The organism is Streptomyces sp. NPDC040405, assembly GCF_055595765.1.
On sequence record NZ_JBVIVI010000010.1, the window covers coordinates 243,637 to 260,839 of the forward strand.

At 72.2% G+C, this 17,203-nt stretch carries 18 protein-coding genes; 12 read left to right on the plus strand and 6 right to left on the minus strand.

The window, feature by feature from the left end:
• Nucleotides 1-5: 5 nt before the first annotated feature.
• Together ACZ59A_RS34435 and ACZ59A_RS34440 are read right to left on the minus strand one after the other, a co-directional pair.
• Nucleotides 6-1,907: an FAD/NAD(P)-binding protein gene (locus ACZ59A_RS34435; protein ID WP_470966989.1), complete on the minus strand. Its 1,902-nt coding sequence runs from the start codon at nucleotides 1,905-1,907 to the stop codon at nucleotides 6-8.
• A gap of 429 nt (nucleotides 1,908-2,336) precedes the next feature.
• Nucleotides 2,337-3,575: a DUF5685 family protein gene (locus ACZ59A_RS34440; RefSeq protein WP_470966992.1), complete on the minus strand. Its 1,239-nt coding sequence runs from the start codon at nucleotides 3,573-3,575 to the stop codon at nucleotides 2,337-2,339.
• 233 nt (nucleotides 3,576-3,808) lie between these two features.
• Here ACZ59A_RS34440 and ACZ59A_RS34445 point away from each other — a divergent pair, with 233 nt between their 5' ends.
• Entirely contained in the window at nucleotides 3,809-4,243 is a 435-nt protein-coding gene (locus tag ACZ59A_RS34445) for a cell division protein SepF (protein WP_470966994.1), read from the plus strand.
• Nucleotides 4,244-4,259: 16 nt separating this feature from the next.
• On the opposite strand, the gene ACZ59A_RS34450 is transcribed toward ACZ59A_RS34445, so the two are convergent.
• Together ACZ59A_RS34450 and ACZ59A_RS34455 are read right to left on the minus strand one after the other, a co-directional pair.
• Nucleotides 4,260-5,447: an acyl-CoA dehydrogenase family protein gene (locus ACZ59A_RS34450; protein ID WP_470966997.1), complete on the minus strand. Its 1,188-nt coding sequence runs from the start codon at nucleotides 5,445-5,447 to the stop codon at nucleotides 4,260-4,262.
• A gap of 130 nt (nucleotides 5,448-5,577) precedes the next feature.
• On the minus strand, nucleotides 5,578-7,311 hold the full coding sequence (locus ACZ59A_RS34455; protein WP_470966999.1) for an MFS transporter: 1,734 nt from the start codon (nucleotides 7,309-7,311) through the stop codon (nucleotides 5,578-5,580).
• A 350-nt stretch (nucleotides 7,312-7,661) separates the two neighbouring features.
• On the opposite strand from ACZ59A_RS34455, the gene ACZ59A_RS34460 reads away from it, so the two are divergent.
• Both ACZ59A_RS34460 and ACZ59A_RS34465 read left to right on the plus strand, forming a co-directional pair.
• Nucleotides 7,662-8,846 carry a hypothetical protein gene (locus ACZ59A_RS34460; RefSeq protein WP_470967002.1) on the plus strand — a complete coding sequence of 395 codons (1,185 nt, stop codon included), beginning with the start codon at nucleotides 7,662-7,664 and terminating at the stop codon, nucleotides 8,844-8,846.
• Between the two features lie 313 nt (nucleotides 8,847-9,159).
• On the plus strand, nucleotides 9,160-10,203 hold the full coding sequence (locus ACZ59A_RS34465) for a phosphatase PAP2 family protein (RefSeq protein WP_470967005.1): 1,044 nt from the start codon (nucleotides 9,160-9,162) through the stop codon (nucleotides 10,201-10,203).
• A gap of 118 nt (nucleotides 10,204-10,321) precedes the next feature.
• Here the strand turns inward: ACZ59A_RS34465 and ACZ59A_RS34470 are convergent, their stop codons facing one another.
• A complete protein-coding gene (locus tag ACZ59A_RS34470; protein WP_468050418.1) occupies nucleotides 10,322-10,537 on the minus strand; it encodes an I78 family peptidase inhibitor in 216 nt (71 codons plus the stop codon).
• A gap of 408 nt (nucleotides 10,538-10,945) precedes the next feature.
• Here ACZ59A_RS34470 and gvpO point away from each other — a divergent pair, with 408 nt between their 5' ends.
• The 9 genes from gvpO (at nucleotide 10,946) to ctaD (ending at nucleotide 16,208) form a co-directional block, all read left to right on the plus strand.
• The gene (gene gvpO / locus ACZ59A_RS34475; protein ID WP_468050417.1) at nucleotides 10,946-11,248 is read left to right on the plus strand and encodes a gas vesicle protein GvpO; all 303 of its coding nucleotides are present in this window, start codon (nucleotides 10,946-10,948) and stop codon (nucleotides 11,246-11,248) included.
• Nucleotides 11,249-11,299: 51 nt separating this feature from the next.
• Entirely contained in the window at nucleotides 11,300-11,758 is a 459-nt protein-coding gene (locus ACZ59A_RS34480; RefSeq protein ID WP_470967008.1) for a gas vesicle structural protein GvpA, read from the plus strand.
• 11 nt (nucleotides 11,759-11,769) lie between these two features.
• The gene (locus ACZ59A_RS34485) at nucleotides 11,770-12,489 is read left to right on the plus strand and encodes a GvpL/GvpF family gas vesicle protein (RefSeq protein WP_470967010.1); all 720 of its coding nucleotides are present in this window, start codon (nucleotides 11,770-11,772) and stop codon (nucleotides 12,487-12,489) included.
• Complete coding sequence (locus tag ACZ59A_RS34490) at nucleotides 12,489-12,695, plus strand: gas vesicle protein GvpG (RefSeq protein ID WP_470967012.1); 207 nt, start codon at nucleotides 12,489-12,491, stop codon at nucleotides 12,693-12,695. Before ACZ59A_RS34485 ends, ACZ59A_RS34490 begins: the two co-directional genes overlap by 1 nt.
• A complete protein-coding gene (locus ACZ59A_RS34495) occupies nucleotides 12,674-13,048 on the plus strand; it encodes a gas vesicle protein (protein WP_470967015.1) in 375 nt (124 codons plus the stop codon). The genes ACZ59A_RS34490 and ACZ59A_RS34495 overlap by 22 nt, the downstream gene beginning before the upstream one ends.
• A complete protein-coding gene (locus tag ACZ59A_RS34500) occupies nucleotides 12,940-13,905 on the plus strand; it encodes a GvpL/GvpF family gas vesicle protein (protein WP_470967017.1) in 966 nt (321 codons plus the stop codon). The genes ACZ59A_RS34495 and ACZ59A_RS34500 overlap by 109 nt, the downstream gene beginning before the upstream one ends.
• A complete protein-coding gene (locus ACZ59A_RS34505) occupies nucleotides 13,902-14,093 on the plus strand; it encodes a gas vesicle protein (RefSeq protein WP_361485616.1) in 192 nt (63 codons plus the stop codon). The genes ACZ59A_RS34500 and ACZ59A_RS34505 overlap by 4 nt, the downstream gene beginning before the upstream one ends.
• The gene (locus tag ACZ59A_RS34510) at nucleotides 14,090-14,368 is read left to right on the plus strand and encodes a gas vesicle protein K (protein WP_358626391.1); all 279 of its coding nucleotides are present in this window, start codon (nucleotides 14,090-14,092) and stop codon (nucleotides 14,366-14,368) included. The genes ACZ59A_RS34505 and ACZ59A_RS34510 overlap by 4 nt, the downstream gene beginning before the upstream one ends.
• Before the next feature lie 115 nt (nucleotides 14,369-14,483).
• A complete protein-coding gene (gene ctaD / locus ACZ59A_RS34515; protein WP_470967020.1) occupies nucleotides 14,484-16,208 on the plus strand; it encodes an aa3-type cytochrome oxidase subunit I in 1,725 nt (574 codons plus the stop codon).
• Here the strand turns inward: ctaD and ACZ59A_RS34520 are convergent.
• Complete coding sequence (locus ACZ59A_RS34520; protein WP_470967022.1) at nucleotides 16,177-17,133, minus strand: helix-turn-helix transcriptional regulator; 957 nt, start codon at nucleotides 17,131-17,133, stop codon at nucleotides 16,177-16,179. The genes ctaD and ACZ59A_RS34520 overlap by 32 nt on opposite strands.
• Between the last annotated feature and the right edge of the window lie 70 nt (nucleotides 17,134-17,203).

Genomic DNA, 17,203 nt, shown 5'->3' on the forward strand with positions numbered 1-17,203 from the left:
CGGGCTCAGGCGGTGAGCGCGGCGCGACAGGACAGGTCGCGCAGGCCGAGCAGCAGGGCGCGCGCGGTCGCGTCGTTCTGCCGGAACGCGGGGGCGTTGGTACGGGGCCGGGCGAAGGCGCCGGAGGAGCGGCCGTCGGTGTGCGGGCCGAGCGCGAAGCGGCGCGGGTGGGGGCGGCCCGCCCGGTCCAGGATCCGCGCGTCGTCCGGGCTGACGGCGAGCAGCCCCGCGGGGGTGGCGGCCGCGCCGTCGCGGTGGAGGGCGCGCAGCAGCGGATCGCGGGAGCGGTGCACGGTCGGCCCCGGCAGCCGGGCCTCGACCAGGGCGCGGGCCTCGATCTGGTCCCCGGCGACGTTCGCGCCGCCCGCCCGGAACACCCCGTGCTCCGGGTCGGCGGTCACCGTCATCCCGGCGCCGAGGAACCGGACGACCCCGGCGCGGGAGAGCGCGAGGAGCTGCTGAAGGCGCGGGCCGGGCGGGCCGGAGGCGAGGTGGCTGAAGAAGCCGTGCCACCAGCCGCCGTCGCCGAGGTCGCCGAGCCGGGTGACCTGGCCGTAGACGGAGAGCAGGGCGAGGAAGACGGCCAGGTCGGTGCTGTGCGCGGGGTCGTGGCGGCGGGCGAGGTCGGCCCCGATGTAGCCGCGCAGGCCCTCCTGGAGGGCATCGGGTCCGGGGAAGCGCAGCCCGTCGAGCGGACGGTCGAGGGCGTCGAGGTCGAGCCGGTCGGCCGGGTCGGGCACGGCCGCGGCCACCAGAGCACGCAGTTCGGCGCTGCCGGGCGGGCAGGCGGCGTAACGCGCCTCGAAGCCGGCCCAGTCGGCGGCCGTACGCTCGGGGTCGGCGGTGAACAGCCGGTGGTAGTGGGCGAATCCGAGTTCCTTGTCGATCAGCGGCCAGATGTCGCGCCGGAAGTCGGGCGGGGTGCCGCGCCGCAGCAACTCCTCGACCTGGGCGGGACCGAAGAAGCGGGGCACGGGCGGCCGTTCGCCGGACAGCCCGTAGCCGATCTTGGCGTGGTACGGGACGCCGCGCCGCGAGCCGACGTACAGCACGGGTTCGCGCCCGGAGGGCCGGTAGACCGGCTCTCCGGCGGGCCCGCGCTCGTACCGTCCGCCGCGGCCCTCGGTGAGCAGCGCCATCAGGTCGACGAAGGCGAGGCCGAAGCCGCGGACGATGACCGGCTCACCGGGCCGCAATCGGCTCAGATCGCTGTCGGCGGTGAACTCGGGCGGCAGGTGCACGAGCCGGTGCTCGGCCGCGAAGGCGGACAGCGCCCGCTGTTCGGGGTCGGGCTCGGCGTCGAGATGGCCGAGGGCGAGGACCACGGCGTCGGCGGTGAGCGGGGTGGCGCGCCCTTCCAGCCACACCTGTTGGCGTCCGTCGCGCGGTCCGGTGACCCGTACGGCACGGCACGCGTGCTCCCGGACGGTGACCCCGGGCGGCAGCGCGGCCACCGACCGGTCGTACACCCAGCGCAGATAGGCGCTCTGCAGCCGCCGGGTGGCGAAGCTCCGGCCGGTCAACGAGGTGGCCTCGGCGACGGCTTCGGGCGGCAGGGCGGCCAGTTCGGCGGCGGGCAGCGCCCCGCGGCGGACGCGGTCGGCCCACTCGGCCAGGGAGGGGCCGGGGCGGACCGGGCCGTCCCGTTCCACCGACTCGTCGGTGAACATGGTGACGTCCTCGGCCATGGAGTTCATCCACAGCAGCGGGGACTGGTCCGGGCGCCAGACGCGGCCGCCGCCGGGCGGATGCGGGTCGACCAGGTGCAGGGTGAACGAGGCGGGCGCGTCGTGGAGTTCGGGCGCGTTGGCGGCGATCCGCTCCACGAGCCCGGTGGCGCGCGGGCCCGCGCCGACGATGACGACGGCGTACGGGGATGGGGAAGCGAGGTCCGGGATGGCGGACATGCGAAGGCTCCGTGAGTTCGTAAAGGAACACACGCATTGCCTGCACACACGTCGCCGCGCCCCTCAGCACGGCATGGGGCCGAGGCTAAGGCGTGGCCACGGCCCGTTGTCAAGGCCGTCCACACTGTGAGCGGGGCGTCTCGCCGCAGTTGACGCGGAACCGGAAGGCTGCTCCACTTACCCCATGCATTCATGGCAGCGACTGGTCACGCGCGACCACATCGACTTCGGTCGGGTGTGGTCGTCGTCCTGTTCGGGCTGACGCCGCCCGCCTCCGCTGCCCTTGGGCTCTTGAGGCTTCGCCTGCCCGCCGGCCGTGCCGGTGTGGCCGTTGCATCCGCGTCGTCACGCGCCTCCACACACGCTTCAGCGCTTCCCCCTCCCCTCGCACGGCCTGTTTCGGGGCGGTCCCGTATTCCGGAACGCCGACTAGCAGCCGCAATCGCAGCCGCAGTCACAACCGTCACAGCAGTTACCGCAGCAGTCACCGCAGTTGCTGCAGCAGTCGCAGCAGTCACAACAGTCCGAGCAGTCATCGCACTTGTGGCACCAGCCCTCGCGCGGCTCCCCCGACCACGGGTCGTGGTACGGGTCCCGGCAGCACACCTGGCAGGTGCAGAAGAGCCCGGACCACACCGCGCACCCGGCCATCAGCCCGCGCCGCCTGCCCCGGTCCGGCGGCTCGGGCGGGGTGCCGCCGGGGCCGCCGCCCGGTCCCGGCGGGGTGATCCACGGCGACTGCGGCGGGGGCGCGCCCTGGGACGACTCCGGGGCATCCGCGGTCTGCCCGGTATGCGTACAGGAGGTGGTGCCGAACGCCCGGTCCACCGCCCGCGGCAGCTCATGCGACAGCAGCACATGGGCGAGCTTGCCGGACCGCTTGTCGGCGAATGCGACGTCCTTGAGCGCGAGGCGCACCCCGTGCACCGCGTCGTCGCACAGCCGGCGCACCTCGTCGAGGTCCGCCCCGGTGGCCGTGATCGGGTTCCAGGCGCCCGCCTCGGCGTCCGCGGCCAGGTCCTCGACCGCGTCCAGCAGATGCGCGAGCCTGCCGAAGAGCCGTCCCGCCTCCTCCAGCGGCGCCCGGTTGCCGGGTATTCCGGCCAGTACCGCGGTGTGGCCGAAAGCCGCCCCGGTCGCGGTCTCGGTCGGCTCGGTGACCGTCAGCAGCGAGGTGCCGGACCCCGCCAGCGCCTCGATCTCCTGCTGCCGCCCGACCGCGTCCAGCAGTACGGCCGTGTCGAAGCCCATCTCGGCGCCGCTGCGGGCCCCCGCCCGGTCCCAGCGCCCGGCCACCCGGCGGGCGGCCGCGGCGACCGGCCGACGGGCCAACGCCCCGTCGCCGTCCGCCACATGGTCCCGTACCTTCGCGGAGGCCAGCACCAGCGAGACGGTCGCCGCGAGCCGCGCGCCCTCGCCCCGGGCCACCGACGCGGTACGCATCCCACGAAGCGGGCACGGTCCCGCGGTGCGCCGCCACCCGTCCGAGCGACCGGCCTGAGCCTCCACCAGAACCGATATGACCAAGCCGTCGTAGTTGGTGGCCATGCGTGCGAACTGGCCGTGGTCACCGCGCAGCGCGAGGCACAACCCGCACAGATGCGCCATCCATTCCGTCCGGAGGTTTTGCGACAGCCGGTGCCGACAAGGCCGGATAATGCCAAACAAAACTGTCCCCGTTCACCCGTACGTCCCCGGTGTCACCCGTCCGGCCTGCGGAGTCTACCCAGCGCTCCGTCAGCCCCCTTCATCAGGTGCAACCCTGATATGGCGCCAAACGTTGTGCACCGGTAACGTCACAAATCCGCTGTGCGGCCGCAATCCACGTGGCACATCATCCGCATCATGGACGACCATAGAGGGGCGGACAGTACACACCGTTAAGAGGAGAGGAGGCGTCCATGGGATCGGTGCGCAAGGCGAGCGCTTGGCTTGGCCTCGTCGACGACAGCGATGACGAGCGCTACTACGACGACGACTACGCCGAGGGACCCGAGCCCGGCGACTCCTGGGTGACCGACCCGCGGGTGCGGGTGGCCGACCAGGCCGCACATGACCAGGGCACGCGGATCGCGACGGTCACCCCGGACGGATTCCGGGACGCCCGCGGAATCGGTGAGATGTTCCGGGAGGGCATTCCGGTCATCGTCAACCTGACGACGATGGAGCCCGCCGACGCCAAGCGCGTGGTGGATTTCGCCGCCGGACTGACGTTCGGGCTCCGCGGCTCCATCGAGCGCGTCGCCAACCGCGTGTTCCTCCTCACCCCCGCCGACTACCAGATCGTCAGCGGGGACTCCAGCCGCGGGATCGGCGGCTTCTTCAACCAGAGCTGAGCTCGGCGAGGCCGTCTCACCGGAAGGCATCCAGTCCGGTGAGCGCCTTGCCGAGCACCAGTTGGTGCATTTCGACGGTGCCCTCGTAGGTGAGCACCGATTCCAGATTCGTAGCGTGCCGCATCACCGGGTATTCCAGAGAGATCCCGTTGGCGCCCAGGATGGTCCGGGCCGTGCGGCAGATCTCGATCGCCTCGCGCACGTTGTTCAGCTTGCCGAAGCTGACCTGCTCCGGCCGCAGCCGCCCCGCGTCCATCCGCCGCCCGAGATGATGGGCGAGCAGCACACCCTTGTGCAGTTCCACCGCCATGTCGGCGAGCTTGGCCTGGGTGAGCTGGAACCCCCCGATGGGCTTGCCGAACTGCTCCCGGGTCCGAGCGTACTCCAGCGCCGACGCGAAGGACGCGCGCGCCGCGCCCAGGGCGCCCCAGATGATGCCGTAGCGGGCGTGGCTCAGACAGCTCAAGGGTCCGCGCAGCCCGGTGACCTCGGGCAGTACCGCGTCGGCGGGCAGCCGCACCTCGTCCAGGACCAGTTCGCTGGTGACCGAGGCGCGCAGCGACCACTTGTGCTTGATCTCGGGGGCGGAGAAGCCGGGTGCGTCGGTGGGGACGACGAAGCCGCGGACGCCCTCGTCGGTGCGGGCCCACACCACCGCGACCCCGGCCACCGAGCCATTGGTGATCCACATCTTACGGCCGGTCAGCACCCAGTCCGTGCCGTCCCGCTTGGCGTACGTGCGCATGCCGGCCGGGTCGGAGCCGTGGTCCGGTTCGGTCAGCCCGAAGCAGCCGATGACCTCGCCGGAGGCCATCCGCGGCAGCCACCGCTGCTTCTGCTCCTCGGAACCGAAGCGGTGGATGGCGTACATGGCGAGCGAGCCCTGCACCGAGACCAGGGAGCGGATCCCGGAGTCGGCGGCCTCCAGCTCCAGACAGGCCAGCCCGTACTGGACAGCGCTCGCGCCCGCGCAGCCGTAGCCGGTGAGGGACATGCCGAGCGCGCCGAGGGAGCCGAGTTCGCGGGTCAGCTCCCGGATGCCGGGCAGTTCACCGCGCTCGTACCAGTCGGCGATGTGGGGCAGGACGCGGTCGGCGGCCCACTGCCGCACGGTGGCCCGGACCGCCAGGTCCTCCGGCTCCAGCAGGTCGTCGATGCCCAGCGGGTCGTCGGGGTCGAACGGCGGCAGGGTGCCAGCGGACATGAGCAGCGACCTCCGGTTCGGTGTGGCTTACGGCCGCTGACGCTACGGCCGGGTAATGCCCGCCGTCCAGACCGTGTGGATCAGCCGGGCACCGCGCCCTGCCGGACACCGCGCCCCGGGGGAGCCGTCGTCAGCCGCGGGACTCGGCGCCGACGACGGCGGCCGGGTCGCGGCGCGGCGGGGTGTCCGGCGCGTCAGCGGCCTCCATGGCCTCCCGGGCCTCGGGGGCCTCCGCGGTCCCGGCGGACGGCGTGCCGTCGGCGTCGGCCGCGTCGTCCCTGTCGTTCTCGTCCTCGGGCGCGCACTCCATGGTCTTCGGCAGCCGCAGCGCGGCCACCGCGCCCATCAGCAGCAGCGCGGCGCTCACCGCGAGCGTCACGTGCAGACCGTGGACGAAGGACGCGCGGGCCGCGGCCAGCAGCGCGGCCCCGGACTTCCCGCCGAGCTGGGCGGAGACGTCGTACGCCGCGCCCAGCGACTGGCCCGCGTCGGCGCTGGCGTGCCCGGGCACCCCGGGCACCGAGGAGACGCCCGGCTTGTAGGCGGCGTTCATGACGCTGCCCAGGAGGGCTATGCCGATACCGGCGCCGAGCTGGTAGGAGGTCTCGCCGATGGCGGCGGCGCCGCCCGCCGATTTGGCGGACGCCTCGTTGAGCATGGACTCGTACGCGCTGAACAGCGTGGTCTCCAGGCCGAAGCCGAGGACGACGAACCCGCCCACGAGGACCGCGGGCCGGTCGGTCTGGCCCATGGTGGTCAGCGACAGGACGCCGACGGCGGTGAGCACGAAGCCGAGCCCCACCATCATGCGGGGGCCGAGCCGCTGGAGCATCCGGGAGCCGACGAGCCCGGCGGCCATGGCGGCGAAGGTGAGCGGCAGCAGCCGCAGCCCGGTCTCCAGCGGGGTGAGCCCGAGGACCAGCTGAAGGTACTGCGCGGCTATCAGCTCCAGGCCGACGAGCGCGAGCAGGGCGACGACGATGCAGCCGACGGAGATCGAGAAGGCGGGCCGGGCGAACAGCTTGAGATCGACCAGCGGATGCGTACGGCGCCGCTGGCGGCGGACGAAGAGGACCAGCACCACCAGCCCGAACAGGACCGGGGCGGCGGTGGGGGCGTCCAGCAGCCCCGAGCCGCTGCCCATCCGCTTCACCCCGAAGACGAGGCAGAACAGCCCGCAGGCGGCCATGAGCGCGCCCAGCACGTCCCAGGGGCCCTGGCGGTCGCCCCTGGACTCCGGCAGCAGCCAGCGGCCGACGGGCAGCGCCACGGCCATCAGCGGGAGGTTGACCAGGAAGACCGAGCCCCACCAGAAGTTCTCGACCAGGAAGCCGCCGAGCAGCGGGCCGACCGCCGCGCCGACCGCCGCGACCGCGCTCCAGATGCCGATGGCCAGGGCCCGCTCCCGGCGGTCCGGGAAGACCTGGCGCAGGATCGACAGCGTCGCGGGCATGATCATCGCGCCGCCGACGCCCAGCAGGGCGCGGGCCACGATGAGGATCTGGGGGGTGGCGGCGAAGGCGGCGAGCGCCGAGGCCGCGCCGAAGAAGGCATAGCCGAGCAGCAGGACCCGGCGGCGGCCGACCCGGTCGCCGAGGGTGCCGAAGAGGATCAGCAGCGAGGCGCAGACCAGGGGGTACGCGTCCACGATCCACAGCAGCTCGATCGCGCCGGGCCGCAGGTCCTCGGTCACGGCCGGAACCGCGACGTGCAGCACGGTCGCGTCCACGGCGACGAGCAGCAGGCTGACGCAGAGCACGAGGAGCACGATCCAGCGGTTCGCGCCGCCGCCCGCCTCGGTACCGCGCCATTGCCGGGGAACGGCCGCCGTCCGCCGAGCGCGGGCCGTGGTCGTCCCGGACATGTACGCACCTCCCTGGTCTTGCGCTCGCGTCGCGAGCCGGGACGGGACAAACGTCACTTCGTAGGGACGTCCGGCGGCCCGGCGGTATGGCACGAGTGGAGAGGTCAGGGTACGCGAGTCGCCGCGCCGGGCGTGTGCCGCAGGTCATGTTATGGGCATCGCCGCAGGCCAGGACGGTGGAGTACGTTCCGCCGTTCCCCTTTTGTCCCCCGTATCACTCCCGTCCCCCGCCGGTCCGCCGGTAGTCCCCCGGTAGTCCCTCCGCCGTCCTCCCCCCGTCCGTCGGCTGTTCGTCCGCCGGTTGTCCACAGGCCCGGCGGGCCTGGGAAACATCCCCGATAATCGTCGCCGTGACTGATCTCGCCCAAGCCGACACCGCGCCGCCCGGCGCCGGGCGGCCGGGCGGCGTGGCGCTCGCCGCGCTGCGCCGAGCCGCCCCGGCGCTGCTGCTGTATGCCGGGACGCGCGCGCTCGGCCTCGTGGTTCTCGCGGTCTGGGGGGCGGTCGCGGGCAAGAGTCCACACCAGCTCCTCTCGGCCCGCTGGGACTCGCTCTGGTACTCCCGCATCGCCGAGGAGGGATACGGCTACACGATTCATCTGGCCGATGGCTCGGTCCACTCCAACCTGGCGTTCTTTCCGCTGCTCCCCGGGCTGGAGCGCGGCATAGCGGCCGTGACGCCGCTGAGCGTGCCGGACGCGGGGCTTGCCGTGAGCTGGCTCACCTCGCTGCTGGCCGCGTGGGGGATCTTCGCGGTCGGCGATCTGGTGTACGGGCGCCGGGTGGGGATCACGCTGGCGGTGCTGTGGGGCGTGCTGCCGGTCGGGATCGTGCAGTCGATGGCGTATTCGGAGTCGCTCTTCACGGCGCTGGCCGCCTGGTCGGTGTACGCGGTGCTGACCCGGCGCTGGGTGTGGGCGGGGGTCCTCGCGGCGCTCGCGGGGCTCACCCGGCCGGTGGGGGCCGCGGTGGTCGCCGCGGTGTGGATCACGGCGGCGGTGGAGCTGCTGCCCGGGGGCCGGTGGCGCCACGCGCTCCGCGGCGAGCGGCGCGTCCTGGCCGGGCTGGTGATCGCGCCGCTGGGCTGGCTGGGCTATGTGGTCTGGGTGGGGGCGCGGACCGACAGCCTCACCGGGTACTTCGACGTCCAGAACGGCTGGGGGAACGGTTTCGACGGCGGGCTGGCCTTCGCGGCCTTCATCGGCGGGCTGTTGGTGCAGCCGCCGTTCGTGGCCGGAATCGCGCTGCTGCTCGGCGTGGCCGCGCTGCTCTGGCTGTATGTGTGCTGCGTACGGCAGCGCCAGCCGCTGCCGCTGCTGGTGTACGGCGGCTCGGTGCTCGTCCTCGCGCTGGCCGCCAAGGGGTACTTCGGCTCCAAGCCGCGGCTGCTCATACCCGCCTTCCCGGTGCTGATACCGCTCGCGATCGCCCTGGCCCGGCTCCGTCCGGCGCGCACCGCGCTGGCACTTGGCTCGGTGGGGCTGGCCTCCGCGGTGTACGCGGCATGGTGGCTGCACGGCTCGGGACCGCCGTGATCCGGCCACCCGGTCCGGCCGGGCCGCGGGCCGCCGAACCGGGCCGCGCGAGCCCGTCTGTCGCCCGGGCGACGCCCCGGGAAACGGTGAGGAACGCCACGGCCAATCGCCGATAAACACCCCTGTAAGAAATCCATAAAGAGATCGTCGATCGCAGATAGGAAGGCCAGCGCACAAATGTGCCGGGGCCTCGTGCATTCCTTGGAAAGGGGCGGCCAAAAGCAGCCCGACGAGACGCACCCCACATCACATCGTCATCACAAAGCGACCTGATCGACTGAAGCGCCCTGTCACGCAATGTAACGTCGATTAGGTGCGTACCGAAGACAAGCTCCTCAAGGAGCGACCTACCGAACTCGCGCCGCGCGATCCCGCGCGACCGCGGATGACCCGAACACGCTTCTGGCTGCTCGGAACCACCCTCGCGGTCTATGCGGCGACCGTGATCGGCGTGCTCACCAGCTCCTGGCTGGTGAGGTTCGACTGGCAGGTCATGCTCTTCCGGCCCTACAAGCAGTGGCCGGAGTTCCACATGTTCCTGGACTACTTCGTCGTGATGGGCCAGCGCGGCCCCACCGCGGTGGCGGTCGCCGCCTGGCTGGGGTGGTGCTGCTACCAGCAGCGCACCCTGCGCCCGGGCCTGGTGCTGGGCACCTCACTGCTGCTGCTGAACATGACCGTGGGCGCCGTGAAGATCGGCTTCGGCAGGCTGGGCCCGCACTACGCGACGAGCGTCGGCTCCAGCGAGATGTGGAAGACCGGCGATATATTTCCTTCCGGCCACACCGCGAACGCCGTGGTCACCTGGGGTGTGCTGGCCTATCTGGCGACCACTCCCCTGGCCCGCCGGATCGCCTCGCTGATCGCCGCGGGCTTCGCCTTCGGCGTCGGCATGACGACCGTCTACCTCGGCACCCACTGGCTGAGCGACGTGGTGCTGGGCTGGGCCGCCGGAGTGCTCGTGCTGCTGGCCCTGCCGTGGCTGGAGCCCGCGATGGCCCGGGCCGAGATGCTGCTGCTGAGCCTGTACCGGCGGCTGCGCGACGGCCGGGCGCCGGTGCCCGTGCCCGCCGCGCGACCGGCCACCGGCCCCGCCCTGGCCACACCGCGGACGGCCCGCGACGACGAGCCCCCGGTGCGCGAGCCGGTGAGCGTGGTCGGCAGGCCGGGCGCCACCGGGCGGGTGCCCGAGGCGCGGCCGCACCACACGGGGCGGCAGCACACGGTCCGCTCCGAGCGCACCCCGGTCACCCCGGTCGGCAGCCGCCGTCCGCCGCACGCCGACCGCGTGCCGCGCACCACGGCCCCGTTCGGCCCGTCGGCCGGGCGCGGCCGCACCCCCGCCACCGGCGGGTAGCCGCCCGGCACACCGCGGGCCGGTACGCACACCCCCGCGGCCCGCAGCGCGTACGACGGCCCCGGAAGGCTCCTGAGAGAGCCTTCCGGGGCCGTCGCCGTTTGCCCGCGGCGGGCGCTCAGCCGCGCCAGCAGCGCCGCACGGCGTCGTCGGCGACCTCGAAGTTGATGCGGCCGCTCAGGTACTCCATCGTGATGATCGCGCCCGGCGGAAGTGCCCGCACGGTGCTCCAGCCGCGCTCGCGCGCCACGTCCTCGGCGGTCCGGGCATCGAGCCCCACATAGCTGTCGAGGTCGTCGTCGGGTTCGGCCGGAAGGTTCGGTACAGGTCCCATGGCAGCCACCGTAGGCGCAGTGGAACGGGCGGGAAAGGAACATGTTCCGGCGTGCTGTGGAGCACACCGACAACGCTTCATGCGGTCCGCATCCGTCATTCGTCACACTTGTGTCACAGAAAACACGCCCGGGTTTGTCATCGACTTTGTCACTCTTACGAGCCGCGTGTTGACGCCCGCAAGATGACGGAGAGTTTTCGTCGATATCCCCTGTCAAAGGCATGGCTCTGGTATAGGCGCGGGGCGACCCGTGGCATACCCACCGGGGAATTCGACGGCCGCGGGAATATGCCACCGCCGAGCGGGCACTCGGGGATCCGGAGTACACAATTCCGACACAAATCGGGGAATTCGAACCCCGAGGTTTACCCCGCCGGGACCGCGGTACCCGGCGCCATCGAGGCGAACATGACAGACACATCCGATGGAGCCCACGAGAAGACGGCGACCAGTGGCCCGAGCACACTGGCGCTCCTGCGTTCCGCCCGGGAACAGCTCGCCGAACTGACGGGCCTGTACCCCGAGTCGCTGCCCCGCCTGGAGCAGACCGACGACGGCTGGGTGCTGGACGCCGAGGTGGTGGAACTGGCCCGGGTGCCGGAGACGATGAGCCTGATGGCCGTGTACGAGGTGACTCTCGACCCGGACGGCCAGCTCACCGGCTACCGCCGCATCCGCCGTTACGAGCGCGGGCGAAGTGACCGCGGCTGACCGGCAGGGGGAAACGGCCGGCCCGGCCGGACACGAGAGGACACACACGAGATGACCACGGTTGTTCCGGCACAGCAGAGCAGGGGCGGGGGCGGCAGCAGCGGCCTGTACGACGTCCTGGAACTGATCCTCGACCGCGGCCTGGTGATCGACGCGTTCATCCGCGTCTCCCTGGTCGGCATCGAGATCCTCAAGATCGACATCCGGGTCGTGGTGGCGAGCGTCGACACCTACCTCCGGTTCGCCGAGGCGTGCAACCGCCTCGACCTGGAGTCCGGGCCGAACAAGTCCCCCGGCATCCCCGAGATCCTCGACGGCGCCACCGAGGGCGCCGCCCGCAGCAAGACCAAGGGCGCGCTGTCCGGGGCCGGTGAGACCGTCACCAGGGCCGCCCAGTCGGTGGCCGAGGCGCTCCGGGGCGACGAGGAGCCCGAGGAGGAGCCCGCCCGCACCCGTACGCGCCGCCCGGCGGCCCGTAAGTCCGCGCCGAAGAAGGCCGAAGAGGGCTGAGGAGAGAGCTGATGAGCACCTATGTGTACGGGATCGCCCGCGGCACCCTCCCGGACCTCGGCGACACCCTGCTCGGCATCGGCGATCCGCCGCTGCCGGTCCGCGCCCTCAACGAGGGCGAGCTGGCCGCGATCGTCAGCGACTGCCCACCGGAGCTCAAGCCCCGGCGCCGCGATCTGCTGGCCCACCAGCATGTGCTGACCGAGGTGAGCGACAAGCGCTCGGTGCTGCCGATGCGGTTCGGCTCGGTCTCCGCCAGCGACGAGGACGTCCGCACCGTGCTGACCCGGCACGCCGACCGCTACGAGGACCAGCTGCGGCGGCTGGCCGAACGGGTGGAGTACAACATCAAGGCGGTGCACGACGAGGACGCGGTGCTCCACCAAGTGCTCTCCGAGGAGCCGGAGTTGCGGCTGATGGCGGAGGCCAACCGGGCCGCGGGCGGCGGCACCTACGAGGAGCGGATGCGCTTCGGCGAGCTGGTGGCGAACGCGGTACGCGCCCGTGAGGTGCGCGACGCGCGGATCGTGCAGGAGGCGCTGGCCCCCGCCGCCGAGGCGATGCGCCCCGGCCCGGAGGGCGGCGGCTGGTTCCTGAGCCTGTCGGCGCTGCTGGGCAAGGACGGCGCCGAGCCGCTGCTGGAGGCGGTCGCCGCTCTGGAGAGCGCCCACCCCTGGATGAGGCTGCGGGTGAACGGCCCGCTGCCGCCCTACAGCTTCGTCGAATCCTGATGCTGCTGATCGGCTGGGTGCTCGGACAGGTGCTCGCGGCGGCGGAGCGCGAGTACTACGACCCGGCCGCGATCCAGCGCGAACTGATGGCCCTGGAGACGCGGCTGGAGGACGGGGAGATCGACGAGGCGGAGTTCGAGCGGCAGGAGGACGTGCTGCTCGACCGGCTGGAGGAGGCGCAGCAATGGGCGAACGGGACCCGGTGACCACCGCGTACGGCTCCCCGGCGGCGTACGGATCGTCGGCGCCTTACGGGGCGCCCGGTCCGTCCGGGCTCGCCACCCGTGGTGATTCGGCCAACCTCGCCGACATCCTGGAGCGGGTGCTCGACAAGGGTGTGGTCATCGCGGGCGACATCCGCATCAATCTGCTCGACATCGAACTCCTCACGATCAAGCTGCGGCTCATCGTGGCCTCCGTCGACAAGGCCAAGGAGATGGGCATCGACTGGTGGGAGCACGACCCGTCGCTGTCGTCGCGCGCCCGCCGCGACCCGGCACCGGCGCCCGCACCGGCACCCCCGGTGGCGAACGGCACGAGCGAGGAGGCGGCCGGATGACCGACGCGACGCACGCCACGGAGGAAGCGGCGGAAACGGCCGCCGCGACCGGCGCGACGGAGACGTCCCGGGCGGCCGGGACGCTGGAGTACGCGTACGCCGTCGTCCGCGAGGCCGACATCCCGCGCACCGCCCTGGAGCGGGTGCGCGGCGTCGCGGGCGAACCGGTGCGCGCCGTCCGCCATCTGGGGCTCGCCGTCCTGGCGGGCCCCGTACCGGCCGCGGACTTCGACGAGGGGCCGCTGCGCGAGCGGCTGGAGGACCTGACGTGGCTGGAGGGCGTCGCCCGCGCCCATCAGCGGGTGGTCGACGCGGCGGGGGCGGACATGTGCGTCATCCCGGTCCGGATGGCCACCGTCTGTCACGGCGAGGAGGGGCTGCGGCGGCTGCTCGCCACTGGCCGGGAGCGGTTCGCGGCGGCGCTGGACCGGCTGGAGGGCCGGGTGGAGTGGGGCGTCAAGGTGTACGCGGCGGCCGCCCCGGCCGAGGAGCCGTCCGCCGAGCCCTCGGCCGCCGTCTCGGGCCGCGACTATCTGCGCCGCCGCGGCGCGCAGCGGCGCGCCTCCGAGCAGGCTTACGGGCACACGGAGGAGGGCGCGCGCCGGGTGCACGAGACGCTCACCGCGCTCACCGAGGGCGCCCGGCTGCATCCGCCGCAGGACGTACGACTGTCCGGGGAGGCGGACCGCAATGTGCTCAACGCCGCGTATCTCGTCCCGCACGAGGAGAGCGAGGTGTTCGCGGAGCGGGTGGGCGAACTGGCCGGGCGCGAGCCGGGGCTGCGGCTGGAGCTGACCGGCCCGTGGGCGCCGTACTCCTTCGTCGCCGCCGAGGGCAACGGACGGGCCGGACCATGACCACGAGCCCGCTCGCCCACCGGCAGATCGCCCTGGTGGACCTGCTGGACCGGCTGCTCGCGGGCGGCGTGGTCATCACCGGGGACGTGACTCTGCGCATCGCCGACGTGGATCTCGTACGCATCGATCTGCGCGCCCTCATCAGCTCGGTGAACGAGAACGTGCCGTCCCCCTGGGAGGAACCGTGAGCCGGAAGGTGGAGCTGGACCAGGACACCGTCGAGCGCGACCTGATGAAGCTGGTGCTGACCGTCGTCGAGCTGCTGCGGCAGCTGATGGAGCGGCAGGCGCTGCGCCGGGTGGACCAGGGCGACCTGACGGAGGACCAGGAGGAGCGGATCGGGCAGACCCTGATGCTGCTGGAGGACCGCATGGGGACGCTGTGCGACCGCTACGGCATCGAGGAGTCCGACCTCAACCTCGACCTCGGGCCGCTCGGCCCGCTGCTGCCCCCGAGAGAGTGACAGCACCCCGGGAGCGTGACACCCGGGACATAACCTCGCACCAGTCCACAAACAGGGCGATCATGGCCGGAGCCGACCCCGGAGCCCGTCGGCCCCGAAGAGCCAGGGAGCCCCGATGGCGACAGACACCGCGCGTCCCGCGGCCGGACCGACCGGGCGGGCACGGCTGCGGCGCCGGGGCCGGGTGGCGGTCGACTGGCTGACCACCACCGACCACAAGAAGATCGGCCATCTCTATCTGATCACCTCGTTCGGCTTCTTCCTGGGGGGCGGCGTGCTGGCGCTGCTGATGCGCACCGAACTGGCCCGGCCCGGGATCCAGATCGTCTCCCAGGAGGTCTACAACCAGGCGTTCACCCTGCACGGCACGATCATGCTGCTGCTGTTCGCGACGCCCGCCTTCGCCGGGTTCGCCAACGAGATCATGCCGCTCCAGATCGGCGCGCCCGATGTCGCTTTCCCCCGCCTCAACATGCTGTCGTACTGGCTGTATCTGTTCGGCGGGCTGATCGTGGTGGCCGCCCTCATGGTGCCCGGGGGAGCCGCGGACTTCGGCTGGACCGCCTACGCCCCGCTGAACAGCGCGGTGCGCTCCCCCGGTATCGGCGCCGACATGTGGATCATGGGGCTCGCGCTCTCGGGTTTCGGCACCATCCTCGGCGCGGTGAACTTCCTGACGACCATCATCACGATGCGCGCCCCGGGGATGACGATGTTCCGGATGCCGATCTTCACCTGGAACACCCTCTTCACCTCGATCCTCATCCTGATGGCGTTCCCGGTGCTGGCGGCGGCGCTGCTGGTGCTGGAGGCGGACCGGCGGTACGGGGCGGTGGTCTTCGACGCGGCCAACGGCGGGGCGCTGCTGTGGCAGCACCTGTTCTGGTTCTTCGGCCATCCCGAGGTCTACATCATCGCGCTGCCGTTCTTCGGCATCATCACCGAGATCATCCCGGTCTTCTCGCGCAAGCCGGTCTTCGGCTATCTGACGCTGGTCGGCGCGACGATGGCCATCACCGCCCTGTCGATGGTGGTCTGGGCGCACCACATGTTCGCCACCGGGGCGGTGCTGCTGCCCTTCTTCTCCCTGCTGTCCTTTCTGATCGCGGTGCCCACGGGGGTGAAGTTCTTCAACTGGATCGGCACCATGCGCGGCGGTTCGCTGTCGTTCGAGGCGCCCATGCTGTGGGCGGTCGGCTTCATGGTGAGCTTCCTCTTCGGCGGGCTGACCGGCGTCATCCTGGCCTCGCCCCCGCTGGACTTCCACGTCACGGACAGCTATTTCGTCGTCGGACACTTCCACTATGTGGTCTTCGGGACCGTGGTGTTCGCGATGTTCGCCGGCTTCTATTTCTGGTGGCCCAAATTCACCGGGAAGATGCTGGACGAGCGGCTGGCCCGGATCCACTTCTGGACGCTGTTCACCGGCTTCCACACCACGTTCCTGGTGCAGCACTGGCTGGGGGCGGAGGGAATGCCGCGCCGCTACGCCGACTATCTGGCGGCGGACGGCTTCACGGCGCTCAACACGGTCTCCACGATCGGCGCCTTTCTGCTGGGCATCTCGACGCTGCCGTTCCTGTACAACGTGTGGCGGACGGCCCGGTACGGCACGCGGGTCGAGGCGGACGATCCCTGGGGGTTCGGCCGCTCGCTGGAGTGGGCGACGTCCTGCCCGCCGCCCCGGCACAACTTTCTGACGCTGCCACGGGTGCGCACCGAGTCGCCCGCGTTCGATCTGCACCATCCCGAGGTGGCCCAGATCGAGCAGGAGCGGGACCGGCAGCTGAAGGGCGGCCGGGGGCCGATCAGCCCAGAGCGCGGTCCAGGCGGTCCCTGATCGCGCGGAGGTGCTCGGTGAGTTCGGCCGGTTCGCGCACCTCGAAGTCGAACCCGGCCAGCACGATGTGGACCACCAGCGCGTCGAGGGCGTGGGCACCGGTGTGCAACAGACAGCTGTGCTCGTCGACCGGCTCGATCACGCCCACCAGGGGCGAGATGCGCTCCGCCGCCCGCTCGGCTGACACCCGCAGCAGGACGGTGGCCTGCTCCCGGTAGACGGCGTGGGACACGCCCCGGGAGACGTACGCCGCGAGATCGTCGGCGGGCGGGGGCCGCGGGGTGAAGCGGGGGCCGTGCGGCGGGGTGGGGGTGATGCGGTCGGCCCGGTACGTACGCCAGTCGTCCCGGTCCACGTCCCAGGCGACCAGGTACCACCGGCGCTGCGCGGCGACCAGGCGGTGCGGTTCCGCGGTGCGGCGGGTGACCGTACCGCCGTGGTCGCGGTAGGTGAAGCGCAGCCGCTGGGCGTCCCGGCAGGCGCCCGCCAGCTCGGTCAGGACGGCCGGGTCCACCACGGGGCCCCGGGCCACGCCGGGCATCGGCACGGTGAACGAACTCAGCGCGCTCACCCGGCGGCGCAGCCGGTCCGGCAGCACCTGTTCCAGCTTGGCGAGGGCGCGTACGGACGTCTCCTCGATGCCCTCGACGCCGCCCGCGGCCTGGCGCAGCCCGACCGCGACCGCCACCGCCTCCTCGTCGTCCAGCAGCAGCGGCGGCAGCTGGGCGCCCGCGCCGAGCCGGTAGCCGCCCGCCGTGCCGGGGGCGGAGTGCACGGGGTAGCCCAGCTCGCGCAGCCGGTCGATGTCGCGGCGCACCGTGCGCGGGGTGACGTCGAGCCGGTCGGCGAGGTCGGCGCCGGACCATTCGCGGTGGGCCTGGAGCAGGGAGAGCAGACGGAGCAGCCGGGCCGAGGTCTCCAACATGGGGCCGAGTCTGCCAGCCCTTGAGGACGGGGTGTGTCCTCAAGGTCCTCAAGGTCCTCAAGGTCCTCAA